Source organism: Ancalomicrobiaceae bacterium S20 (assembly GCA_040269895.1).
GTDB classification, from domain to species: domain Bacteria; phylum Pseudomonadota; class Alphaproteobacteria; order Rhizobiales; family Ancalomicrobiaceae; genus Methyloraptor; species Methyloraptor flagellatus.
Map to the genome: position 1 here is coordinate 3,421,445 of CP158568.1, position 11,595 is coordinate 3,433,039.

The 11,595-nt window shown below is 69.1% G+C and carries 8 protein-coding genes and 1 pseudogene; 2 read left to right on the forward strand and 7 right to left on the reverse strand.

Features of this window, described 5'->3' with window-relative positions; genetic code table 11:
* Window positions 1-20: 20 nt before the first annotated feature.
* From addB (ABS361_15530) to ABS361_15540, 3 genes and pseudogenes are all read right to left on the reverse strand, one after another.
* Window positions 21-1,514, reverse strand: a pseudogene (addB, locus tag ABS361_15530) (double-strand break repair protein AddB).
* The gene (addB, locus tag ABS361_15535; GenBank protein ID XBY43489.1) at window positions 1,433-3,118 is read right to left on the reverse strand and encodes a double-strand break repair protein AddB; all 1,686 of its coding nucleotides are present in this window, start codon (window positions 3,116-3,118) and stop codon (window positions 1,433-1,435) included. Before addB (ABS361_15535) ends, addB (ABS361_15530) begins: the two are co-directional and overlap by 82 nt.
* Before the next feature lie 174 nt (window positions 3,119-3,292).
* On the reverse strand, window positions 3,293-4,042 hold the full coding sequence (locus ABS361_15540) for a nucleotidyltransferase family protein (GenBank protein XBY43490.1): 750 nt from the start codon (window positions 4,040-4,042) through the stop codon (window positions 3,293-3,295).
* Between the two features lie 260 nt (window positions 4,043-4,302).
* On the opposite strand from ABS361_15540, the gene ABS361_15545 reads away from it, so the two are divergent.
* Window positions 4,303-4,641, forward strand: coding sequence for a hypothetical protein (locus ABS361_15545; GenBank protein XBY43491.1), 339 nt, complete (start codon window positions 4,303-4,305; stop codon window positions 4,639-4,641).
* A 60-nt stretch (window positions 4,642-4,701) separates the two neighbouring features.
* Here the strand turns inward: ABS361_15545 and ABS361_15550 are convergent, their stop codons facing one another.
* The 4 genes from ABS361_15550 to ahcY form a co-directional block, all read right to left on the reverse strand.
* Entirely contained in the window at window positions 4,702-5,661 is a 960-nt protein-coding gene (locus ABS361_15550) for a phosphotransferase (protein XBY43492.1), read from the reverse strand.
* Complete coding sequence (gene tsaE / locus ABS361_15555; GenBank protein ID XBY43493.1) at window positions 5,661-6,368, reverse strand: tRNA (adenosine(37)-N6)-threonylcarbamoyltransferase complex ATPase subunit type 1 TsaE; 708 nt, start codon at window positions 6,366-6,368, stop codon at window positions 5,661-5,663. Before tsaE ends, ABS361_15550 begins: the two co-directional genes overlap by 1 nt.
* Before the next feature lie 7 nt (window positions 6,369-6,375).
* The gene (locus ABS361_15560) at window positions 6,376-8,772 is read right to left on the reverse strand and encodes an ATP-binding protein (protein XBY43494.1); all 2,397 of its coding nucleotides are present in this window, start codon (window positions 8,770-8,772) and stop codon (window positions 6,376-6,378) included.
* Between the two features lie 503 nt (window positions 8,773-9,275).
* Window positions 9,276-10,673 carry an adenosylhomocysteinase gene (gene ahcY, locus ABS361_15565; protein ID XBY43495.1) on the reverse strand — a complete coding sequence of 466 codons (1,398 nt, stop codon included), beginning with the start codon at window positions 10,671-10,673 and terminating at the stop codon, window positions 9,276-9,278.
* 291 nt (window positions 10,674-10,964) lie between these two features.
* Here ahcY and ABS361_15570 point away from each other — a divergent pair, with 291 nt between their 5' ends.
* Window positions 10,965-11,540, forward strand: a complete 576-nt coding sequence (locus tag ABS361_15570; GenBank protein ID XBY43496.1) for a DUF4337 domain-containing protein — start codon at window positions 10,965-10,967, stop codon at window positions 11,538-11,540.
* The last annotated feature ends 55 nt before the right edge of the window (window positions 11,541-11,595 follow it).

Below are 11,595 nucleotides of genomic sequence, written 5' to 3' on the forward strand. Positions count from 1 at the left end.
CGCCGGCTCTCGAACTGGATGCGCGGCCGCGACACATAGGCCTGCTCGGGCCGGGCATAGGCGGCGATCAGGCCGTGCAGTTTTCGCAGCGCCTCGTCGGCCAGCACCTCGGGCGTCTTGCCGTCCTTGTCGGCCGGGTCGGCGCGGCTCTCCCAGGAGCCGCCGCCGCGGCCGCCGAGCTTGACATAGGCGAGCTCGGAAATCGGCTTGCCCTTCAGCGGCTCGCCGAAGCCGCCGAGGCGGACCATGGCGGCCTCCAACGGCAGCTGCGGGGCGAGCACGGCGCGAACCTGCTTCTTCGACGGCGGCGCGCCGGTCTTGTAGTCGACGATGGCGATCGTGCCGTCGGCCATGCGGTCGATCCGGTCGGCGCGGCCGGTGAGCAGGAACGGCTCCGGGCGGCCGGAGACAAACTCCGAGCGCCCCTGAACCTCGGTGATGCGTTCGGCGACCGCGGCGGTGCGCCCCGCCTCATGCTGGAGCACGAAGTCGGCGATGCGGGCGAACTTCGGCCGCCACAGCGCGACCACCTCGGGGAAGGCCTCGAAATCGACCAGCCGCTCCTCGGCGAGCGCGATCAGGCGCCGTCGTGCCTCCGGGCTCGCACGACCGTTCCAGTCGGCGACGAAGGTCGCCAGGATGTTGTGGACGAAGTTGCCCCAGTCGGCGGCTTCGAGTTCGCCGCCGATCGGGTCGACCTCGTCGAGGCCGAGCACCGCCTCGGCATAGATCGCATAGGGGTCGCGGATCCAGGTCTCGACCCGCGTCACCGACAGGCCGGTCGGCCGGCGCTCGACCGGCGGGCGCGGCTCGGGGCGCGTCGCGGGCACGACCACCGCCGGCCGGTCGATCAGACGGGCCCAGGCCAGATACTTCTCGGAGACCGCGCGCATCCGGTCGACACCGGGCTCGCCGATCACGGTCTTCAGCCGCTGCACCCAGCGCGAGGCGACCGTCGGCGTGCCGCCGCGCTTCTGCGCGCGACTGAGCATCACCTTGCGAGCCGCCGCGCCGAGCACGAAGTCATGGGCGGAGAGGCCGATGCGGCGCTCGGGCGGGTCGATCAGCATCTTGTGCTTCATCGGCCGCGACAGCCACGGATCGCTGCGCGTCGTCTGCGGCCACAGGCCCTCGTCGAGACCGGCGAGCACGACGAGATCGACCGATTGCAGCCGCGCCTCGAGCGGGCCCCAGATGTGCAGGCGCGCACCCGGCGGCGTCGGCCGGCGCACCGGCACGTCGCCGATCAGCGCATCGAACAGGCCGGAATAATGAATGGGCTTCAGGCTCAGGCCGAGATCGGGCGCGGCGGCGGCCTCGAGCACGCTGACGAAGGCGGTCGCCAGCGCCTCGCCCATCTCGCCGTCGAACAGGCTCGCATCCGACCCGTCCGCATCGGTGCCGACGGCGCGGGTCGCCGCCAGGTGCACCTTCACGAGGTCGACGAAAGCCATGTCGAGCGCGTCGAGCGCCACGCGTTCGAGCGGGGCGAGCGCGGCGCAGAGCCGATCCAGAAGATCGCGGGCGCGCTCCCAGCCCCAGGTGCCGAGACGGCGACGCGGCCGCGAGGTGCGATAGCCGCGCTCCTGCGAGCGTTCCCAGGCCGCCTCGAAGGCCTCGCGCAGCCCCTTCGAGCCGGCGGCGGGCCGGGGCCACGCAGCACGGCGAGTTCGAGCGCGCGGGCGGCCCGGCGCGCCTCCTTGGGCGCGAGGCCGAACAGCGCCTGCGGATGCGACAGGAGGGCAGCGACCGACAGCGGCTCGAAGCCGCCAAGCGCCACTTCCGCCACGAGGCGGGCGAGCCGTACCGGCGGCGTCAGGCCGAGCGGCGTGCCGGCGGAATCGTCGACCGCGATGCCCCACCGCGCCAGCTCGGCCGAGACACGGCGGGCGAGCGCGCGATCCGGCGAGATCAGCGCGGCGGAGGCGTTCGGATCCTCGATCGCCTCACGCAGCGCCAAGGCGACCGCCAGCGCCTCCTCGCCGTCGCTGGCCGCCTCGATCAGCGAAAAGCCGTCGAGCGCGGCGTCCATCGGGAAACTGCCGTCGGCGATGGCGGCTGCGAAGGCCGGCCAGGTGTCGGTGGTCGGCGCGGGGCGCAGCGCCTCGGACAGGAGCTTTCCGCGCGCCTTGCCGGCCGGAGTCTCGGTCCCGAGTGCCTCGACCGCTTCGCGGGGCACGCGCAGCCGCTCGAGCATCAGCTTCAGGCCATATTGCGGATGGCCGAAGATGTTGTCGTGGACGTTCTCGCCGGCGGAGCCGATCGCGTCCCAGGCGGCATCGTCGAGATCGAGATCGAGCCCCGGCAGCACGACGACCCCGTTCGGGAGCCGGCTCACCACCTCGATCAGCTCGGCCGCGGCCGGGATCGAGCCGGTCGAGCCGGCGGCGATCACCGGCGCGGTCGGCGCGAGGCGCCGCAGCCGCTCGGCCTCGCGGCGCATCACGGCATTGCGCCGGCGAGCGGGATCCTCGAGGCCGCGTTCGGCGAGATAGGCCGGCCAATGCTCGGTCACGATCGACAGGAAGGCGAGCGTGATCTGCCAGAAGTCGGCATAGTCCTCCGGTACCAGCGTCTTCAGCGCCGACCAGTCGGCGCCCTCGGTTTCGACCTGATCCATCAGGGTCAGCAGCGCGGTCGCTAGGTGCGCCGCTTCCGCCGGCGTCGAGGGCAGCGTCGGGGCGAGCCCGGTGACCGGGTTCTTCAGGCTCTCGGCGAGGGTCCGCTTCCAGCCGAGCACGAGGCGCGTCATCGCGAGCCGGCGTTCGAGCGGCGCGATCGCCGGCCCGAGGCTCGGATCGGGGTCGTCGCCGGCGGCCTCCAGCGTCAGGCCGTCCTCGTCGACGTCGCCGAGCGGCCGGATCTTCGGCAGGATCGCGGCGCGGCCGCCGAGTTCTTCGAGAAAGATCTCGCGCAGCGAGCGCGCGGCACGGCGGGTCGGCACCAGAATGGTCGCATCGGCGAAGGCGAGCGGATCGGCGGCGTTCCACTGGAAGCCCGGCACGAGGTCGCCGTCGCGCAGGCGGATCGCCAGCTCGCGCAGAAACGGCACCGAGGGCGGGATGGTGAATACGCGCGGGCGCGACCGCATCGCGCCGCTCGCCTGCTGCCCCTCCATCGCCCCTCGCCTCCGCTCGACCGGCCGAACAGATCCCGGCACCGCGCTAGCGCCGGGATCTCGGCGCGCGAGTCTAGCCGAGCGTGCGGCGATTGCGAGACGGCCGGCGCTTCGACCTGTGGATGACCGTCGATCGCTCGGGCGGCGCGTCCGATCCTCAGACCGGGATGATCCTCAGACCGAACTGTCGCGGATCGCCTCTTCGGCCTCGCGGATGGCGGCCGGTGTGCCGACGTGCAGCCAGACGCCGCCCATGCGCGCGCCGTGCAGTCGCCCGGCTTCGATGGCGCGATCGAACAGGAGATTGAGCGAGAACGGCCCGGCCGGCACGTCGGCGAACAGGCGCGGATGGATGATCGCCGCGCCGGCATAGGCGAAGGGCGCGACATGGCCTTCGGGCCGGCGGCTCAGCCGGCCGACGGTATCCATCAGGAAGTCGCCCTTGCCGGAATAGCCGATCGCGCCGACCGTTGGCGACAGGAGCAGCAGCGCGTCCATGGCGTCGGCGTCCCAAGTCTCGGCCAGGATATCGAGATTGCGCCGATAGCCCTCGATCCAGAAACTGTCCGAGTTCCAGAGATAGAACGGCTCGCTACCCAACTCGGGTAGCGCCTTGGCGATGCCGCCGCCGGTATCGAGCAGTTTGGCACGCTCGTCGGAGACCAGGATGGCCGGCGCGGCGCGCTTCTTCACATGCACTTCGACCAGGTCGGCGAGGTAATGCACGTTGACGACCGCGCGTTCGACGCCCGCGGCGGCCAGCCGGTCGAGCCCGTGATCGACCAGCGCGCGGCCGGCGACCTCGACGAGCGGCTTCGGCGTCGTCGCCGTGATCGGGCGCATGCGCTTGCCGAGACCGGCGGCAAGGACCATCGCCGAGCGCGGGCGGCTGGCGGTCGAGACGGGAGCGGACTGGAAGGACATGGGACAGCGCCGGAACGTCGACTGATGAACGAGGCCGACCTCGGCGGCCGGTCGGCGATGTATATCCGATTGTCCGCGCCGGGGAATAGGCCGGAGCGGCCATCGGGCGATCGGGACGATCATGGCTGCTCCGACCAATGCTATCTCTACGTAAGATAGTTTTCAGAAAAAATACAACCCAATGAAAAATGATTGAAATGCCAGCATTGGATTTTCAGCTCCGCCAGCCGATCACGGCTGGATTTCAAAGGAGCCATTCGATGTCCAAAATCAGTTTCATCGACACCCAGACCACGCTGGAACTCGGCCCGAACGAGACCAAGACCTGGCACTGGAACAACGCCGCGCCGGCCAACGCTGTCTGGTCGGCCGCCGCCATTCCGTTCGCGACCGGCGACAGCACCAAGGGCTTCACCCAGGACACGCGTCTGGAGGTCACCGACGTCTGGCATCGCCTGCTCGTCACCGAGCACAAGCCGTTCCCGCAGTCGCAGACGGTGGAGACCAAGGTCGAGACCGAGATCTACTACACGATCCGCAACCTGAGCCCGTCCGACCACGCGAAGTTCAAGGTCGTGCTCTCGGCCGTTTCGGCCTGATCGGCGGCACACACACCCGGAAGCCCGTCGTCCCCACGGACGGCGGGCTTTTCCGTGATTCTAAGGCCGCGTGGAACCGTTGCGGGTGGTCGTCCCGTCGAGAACGTCCGGGATATGGGCGCAGAACCACGCCTTGAGATCCGCCAGGACCGGCGCGTCGATGACGCGCGCGAGGTAGTCGCGCAGGCGCGGGATGTGGCGGCGATAGTGCGGGCGGCCGTCGCGCCGGTCGAGGCGGACGAACTGACCGAGGAGGCGGGTGTTGCGCTCGGCGGCGAGGATCGCATAGGCGCGGCGGAAGCCGGCCGCGTCGAAGTCCGGCGAGGCCGCGCGGGCCGCGATGTAGCGCGCGATCAAGTCCGCCTCGAGTGCCCGCGGCACGGTCACGCGCGCATCCTGGGCGAGCGAGACGACGTCATAGGCCGGCGAGCCCATGATCAGATCCTGGAAATCGAGCACGCCGATGCGGCGCGTGCCGGACCGCTCGGCGAGCCAGAGCAGGTTCGGCGAGTGGTAGTCGCGCAGGCACCAGGCGACCGGACCGGCGAGCAGTTCGGTGAACAGCGGCGCCCAAGCCGCGAGGAACGACGCCCGCTCGACCTCGTTCGGCGGCCGGCCGGCATAATCCTCGAACCCCCAATCGAGGAAGACCGTCACCTCTGCCGCGTAGTTGCCGCGGTCGTAGGCCCATACGGCGCGCAGGCCGCCGTCGCCGTCGGGGATGCGATCCGGCATCGGCCCGGCGTGAAGCTCGGCAAGCAGATCGACGGCAACGCCGTAGCGCTCCGGGATCGGCGCGGGCGGATCGCCGGCGACGCAGAATTCGGCGCCGAGGTCTTCGAGCAGCACCAGCCCCTGCGCCACGTCACGGGCGAAGATCGCCGGCACCGAGACGCCGCGCTCGGCGAGCGCGAGGTCGACGGCGACGAAGGCATCGGCGTTCTCGGTGATCTTGGCCGCCGCGCGGGCATCCACGCGGGCACGCCCGGCCGCATCGTCGGCCTCGGGCGGGTGGTTCATCAGGACGGCGATGCCGGGCGAGATGCCGTTGGCAGGCGCCGCTGAAGAGGCCCCGCCGGGTTTATCGGCCCCGCATCCGGTTCCAGCTCGCGCACTGCGCCGCCGCGCGCGACCCGCTCGTAACTGCGCCGGGAAGCATCGCCGGGGATCGGGCGCCGGCGCGCCTCCGGCCAACCGGCGGCGGCGAGAAAGTCGCGGATCGCCAGCGTGCGCTCGATCCGCGCCCGCCATCCGGCCGCGCCGGCCGCGGCATCGGCCATCAGCCGGACGTGGCGCTCGTCCGCCTCCTCCCCTTGTTCGAAATGCAGGTGTAACGCATTTCGGGGAAGCATTTCCTCGGCGCGATCGGGCCACTCGACGAGCGCGACGCCGGTGCGGATCGCCTCGTCGAAGCCGATCTCCTCCAATTCGTCCGGGCCGCTGGCGCGATAGAGATCGAAATGGGCGAGCGCGAAGCGCGGCAGGTCGTAGGTCTGGACCAGCGTGAAGGTCGGGCTCGGCACTTCGAGCCGGTCGTCTTCGCCGAGCGTGCGGATCAGGGCACGGGCGAAGGTGGTCTTACCGGCGCCGAGGTCGCCTTCGAGGGCGACGACGTCACCCGGCGCGAGGATGGCGGCGATATCCTCGGCGAGGTGACGGGTCGCGGCCTCGTCGGCGCAGACGACCGTCGCGAGCGTCACGCGGCCATCGACCGAAGCGGCGACCATCGGCGGATCAGTGCGCCAGCCGACCGCCGACCGAAGGGTCGGCAAGCGACGGCTGGAGGTTGATCACCCGCTCGTCGGGACGCGCGGGGAAGCGGCAGATCACCGTGGTGCCGACGCCTTCGGTGGAGTCGATCACCACCGAGCCGCCGTGCAGTTCGACGAAGCTCTTGACGATCGACAGGCCGAGGCCGGCGCCACCGCGGTTCGGGCCCTGGCGGCGGGCGTAGAAGCGGTCGAACACCGAGCGGAGCTGGTCCTGCGGGATGCCGGCGCCCTCGTCGATCACCATCAGCAGCACGCGATCGGCCTCGCGCCGGGCCGAGATCGTCACCGCGCCGCCGTCATTGGAGAAGCGGATCGCGTTCGAGAGCAGGTTGAAAAGGATCTGCCGGACGCGCTTCTCATCAGCGACAAAGGCGCCGACATCGGCCGGCACGTCGGTCAGGATGCGCAGGTGCGCGCCCGAGATCCGGTCTTCGAGGCCGCGCACGGCCGCGTCGACCGTGCCGGCGATGTCGACGTCGCCGAGCTGCAATTGCATGATGCCTGCATCAAAGGTCGCGAGGTCGAGAATGTCGTCGACGATCGCCATCAGCGCCTGGCTCGACGACATGATGTGACCGGCGTAGTCGCGCTGCTTGTCGTTCAGCGTGCCGATGCGCGGGTCGGAGAGCAGGTGAGCGAAGCCGATGATGTTGGTCAGCGGCGAGCGCAGCTCGTAGGAGACGAGGCCGACGAAGTCGGTCTTGATCGTATCCGCCTCCTGCAGGGCGTCGTTGCGCTCCATCAGCGCGCGCTCGACGTTCACCGTGTCGGTGACGTTGACAAAGGTGATCAGCGTCGCACCGTCCGGCAGCGGGACGGCGGTATAGTCGATCACGGTACCGTCGATCCGCTCCATGCGGCCGCCGAGGCGGACGCGGTTGTCGGCGAGACCGGTGACGCAGAGCTTCAGGCCGTTCCAGGTCTCCGGATCGCGGTGCGAGGCCTCGCACATCCGCACGACCTCGGCGATATGGGCGCGCTCGCCGAGCCCGCCCGTCGGGATCCGCCACAGCGACAGGAACGCCGGATTGAACAGGCGCAGGCGGCCGTCGGAACCGAACACCGCGACGCCTTCGGACAGGTGGTCGAGCGTCTCGCCCTGCACGCGCACCAGCGCGTTGTGGCGCTTCTCGAGCTCCAGCCGCTCGGTGACGTTCTCGTAGACGTAGGTGACGCCGCCTTGGGGATGCGGATTGGCGATGACGCGCAGCGTCTGGCCGTCCGGCAGGTGCCACCAATGCTCCTTGGCCTCGATCGATGTGTATGCGGACAGCATGTCGCGCTTCCAGCCGCGCCAGTCGGCCTGTTCCGGCAGCTTGCGCTGGGCACGGAGCTGGTCGAGCACGGCGCCATCGTCCGGCGCGCCTTCGAGGAACACGGCTTCGAGACCGAACAGGCCCCGATACGCCGCATTGTAGAACTGCAGCCGCTTGTCCGGCCCGAAGATCGCGACCGCGGTCGCGAGCTGATCGAGGGTGCGGGCGTGGAAATCGTTGGTGCGGCGGAGCTCCGCCTGCGCGCGCTCGAGCGCGGTGACGTCGATCGCGATGCCGGCCTGGCCGTCGTCGGCGGCGACGTCGATCACGTCATAGGTGCGCCGCTCGCCGGCGACGACGACCGGAAGGCGGGTCGCGGCTTCGGACGATTGCTCGCGCAGCTTGGCGATGCTCTGCCGGCCGGCCTTGTCGAGCAGCTCGAGCTGGCCGGCCACCACGGCGGCATCGCCGGCCGCATCGACCGCGCGGGCATAGGCGCGGTTCACCCAGATCAGCGCGCCCTCCTCGTTGCGCAGCCAGGCCGGGTTCGGCATGGCATCGAACAGCGAGCGCAGCGTCGAGAGGATGCCCTCGAGCCGGCGGTGCCGGTCCTTGAGATCGGCGAAGGCGACGCGCTCGGCGGTCAGATCGCGGAACCGGACGTAGGGCCGGCCGCCGGCGACCTGGCCGATCGCCTCGACATAGGTGCCGCTGCGGGCGGCGAGTTCGAGATGGAACGTCGTGCCGCGCTCGCGCAGATGGGTCAGTCGATTGTCGAGCCGGCTGGCGCTCTCCGGCTCGAGCCAGGTGCCGAAGGCGAGGAATTCCGCGCGCGATTTCGGCGCGCCCGAGCGGTTGCCGAGGCCGCCGAACACGACGGGCGGTTCACCGGCCTTGGACCAGCAGACGGTCAGCTGGTCCTCGGCATCGATCAGCGCCTCGGCGCGATCGGCCTGCGCCTTGAGGTCGGCGTTCTCGAGCTGGAGCCGGGCGATCGTCTCCTCGGCGCGCACGCGCTGGCGCATCATGCCGATGGCACTCGCGGCGGCGACGGCGATCACACCGATCATCGATGCGGTCAGCACGATCTGGTGCGAGGCCACGCCGCCATCTTCGGCGAACGCCGGCAGCGCTCCGAAGGGCGTCGCTGCGACCGCGACCGCAAGGGTCGACGTCGAGCCCGCGATCGCCCGAAGCGATGACAGAATCCGTCTACGCCTCCGCCCCCACATGCGAAGGTCCCTTTCCGCTCGATGATGTCCTGATACGCGCGCCTGCCTCGTCCCGAGCCCGAGGGCGCGAGAGGAACGCAGCTTGACGAACACTAACGCTACAGGTCAGCGGCGACACGTGGACAGACGAACATAGTCGCCCATCACGACCGCGCCAGCAACGCAGCGCGGAAAACGAGAACATTCATCGAACAAAAGCCCGTCGAACCGATCTTCGCCCCCGCGATCCGGCCGTTTCACTCACGCGAAGCACCCGAATCACTTCGACCATACCGCTTCGCGGAATCGCTGGGGAGAGTCCGCGTGGACAAAAAGTAAAGGCCACGCCATTTTCTGGCGCGGCCTCCATATTTTGTATGCCGAACGCTATCGGATCAATAGCGGTAGTGTTCGGGCTTGAACGGACCCTCCGAGGTCACGCCGATATAGGCGGCCTGCTCGGTGGAGAGCTTGGTCAGCTTCACGCCCAGCTTCTCGAGGTGGAACGCCGCCACCATCTCGTCGAGCTTCTTCGGCAGGGTGTAGACCTTGCGCTCGTAGTTCGCGTGGTTCTTCCAGAGCTCGATCTGGGCGAGCGTCTGGTTGGTGAACGACGCCGACATCACGAAGCTCGGATGGCCGGTGGCATTGCCGAGGTTCACGAGGCGACCTTCCGACAGCACGATGATGCGCTTGCCGTCCGGGAAGACCACGTGGTCGACCTGCGGCTTGATGTTCTCCCACTTGTAGTTCTTCAGCGCGCCAATCTGGATCTCGGCGTCGAAGTGGCCGATGTTGCAGACGATCGCATTGTTCTTCATCGCCCGCATGTGGTCGATGGTGATCACGTCCTTGTTGCCGGTCGCGGTGACGAAGATGTCGCCCTTGTCGGCGACGTCGTCCATGGTCTGGACCTCGTAGCCTTCCATCGCGGCCTGCAGGGCGCAGATCGGGTCGATCTCGGTGACGATGACACGAGCGCCGCCGTTGCGCAGCGAGGCGGCCGAGCCCTTGCCGACGTCGCCGTAGCCGGCGACGACCGCGACCTTGCCGGCCAGCATGACGTCGGTGGCGCGGCGGATGCCGTCGACCAGCGATTCACGGCAGCCGTAGAGGTTGTCGAACTTCGACTTGGTGACGCTGTCGTTGACGTTGATCGCCGGGAACGGCAGGCGACCGGCCTCGGCCAGCTGGTAGAGACGATGCACGCCGGTGGTGGTCTCCTCCGAGACGCCCTTGATGGCGGCGCGGATCTTGGTGAACCAGCCCGGGCTCGACTTCAGGCGCTTCTTGATGGTCTCGAAGAAGACGGTCTCTTCCTCGTTGCCCGGCTTGTCGAGCACCGAGACGTCCTTCTCGGCCTCGGCGCCGAGGATCACGTACATGGTCGCGTCGCCGCCGTCGTCGAGGATCATGTTCGGCACGCCGCCGTCATGCCACTCGAAGGTCTTGGCGACGAACTCCCAATACTCCTCCAGGCTCTCGCCCTTGTGGGCGAAGACCGGGGTGCCGGCGGCCGCGATCGCGGCGGCGGCGTGGTCCTGGGTCGAGAAGATGTTGCAGGACGACCAGCGCACCTCGGCGCCGAGCGCCTGCAGCGTCTCGATCAGCACCGCGGTCTGGATGGTCATGTGCAGGCAGCCGGCGACGCGGGCGCCCTTCAGCGGCTGCGCGGCGCCGTATTCGCGACGCACCGCCATCAGACCCGGCATCTCGGTCTCGGCGATGTCGATCTCCTTGCGGCCCCAGGCGGCGAGACCGATGTCCCGAACGGCGTAATCCTGCTTCGTCATTGAGCGTCTCCGCTTGCGGCCGGCCACCCGGTCAGAGGTCGGGCCCGGCCCGAAATCAGTTGCCGGCCCGGGACGGACGTCCCCAGCCGAGCGCAGGACAGCCTTCTAGCAGAGACGGCGCGACCCGGCAATAATCATATAAAGATTTCTTTATGTCGCGGACGAATATGGTTTCCGTTTGGTCAGCATCCAGTCAGGAAACATCGGGTATGGGTGTGCGTCGCGATCGAACCGGCGCGGCGGCGGCCAGAGCCTTCGGCCGCAAACGACATTTTCGAGTGTGGGGTTTTCATGACCGAGATCGAGAGCGTGGGCGAATCGCAGGCCGATCGCGATCGCTTCAACAACGGCATCGCCATCGCGGTGGCGCTCATTTCGGCCTTCATGGCCGTATCGAAGATCAAGGACGACAACGTCGTCCAGTCGATGCAGGCGGCGCAGGCCGACAAGATCGACTATTGGGGCGAGTATCAGGCGCGCCGCCAGCGCCAGTACATCGCCGAAACCACCGTCGCGCAGATCAAGGCGACGATGCCGGCGACGCCGACGCCCGAGATCCTGAAGTCGGTCGAGGACTTCACCAAGCAGGCCGAATACTACAAGGGCCGCGCGGACGAATCGTCGGTCAAGGCCAAGAAGGCGACGGCGGACTACGACGCGCTGAATCAGAAGGACGATCTGTTCGACCTGTCGGACGCGTTCCTGTCGGTGGCGCTGGCGCTGTTCGCGGTCACGGCCCTGGTGCGCGTCCGCTGGCTGTTCGGCGTGGCGGCGGCGCTCGGCGCGGCCGGCGGCTTCTTCGGCGTCGCCGCCTTCGCCGGCTGGGTGAATTTCCATCCGGACTTCCTGATCAGCTTCCTCAACTGAGGCGGCGCGCTGCGACCCGGGCGACGATGCCCACGCGGCCGGCATAGGACCTAGT

Coding starts and splice junctions, on each gene's coding strand:
- addB (XBY43489.1), bottom strand. CDS start 3,118: ATGGAGGGGCAGCAGGCGAGCGGCGCGATGCGGTCGCGCCCGCGCGTA.
- ABS361_15540 (XBY43490.1), bottom strand. CDS start 4,042: ATGTCCTTCCAGTCCGCTCCCGTCTCGACCGCCAGCCGCCCGCGCTCG.
- ahcY (XBY43495.1), bottom strand. CDS start 10,673: ATGACGAAGCAGGATTACGCCGTTCGGGACATCGGTCTCGCCGCCTGG.
- ABS361_15570 (XBY43496.1), top strand. CDS start 10,965: ATGACCGAGATCGAGAGCGTGGGCGAATCGCAGGCCGATCGCGATCGC.
- tsaE (XBY43493.1), bottom strand. CDS start 6,368: ATGGTCGCCGCTTCGGTCGATGGCCGCGTGACGCTCGCGACGGTCGTC.
- ABS361_15550 (XBY43492.1), bottom strand. CDS start 5,661: ATGAACCACCCGCCCGAGGCCGACGATGCGGCCGGGCGTGCCCGCGTG.
- ABS361_15545 (XBY43491.1), top strand. CDS start 4,303: ATGTCCAAAATCAGTTTCATCGACACCCAGACCACGCTGGAACTCGGC.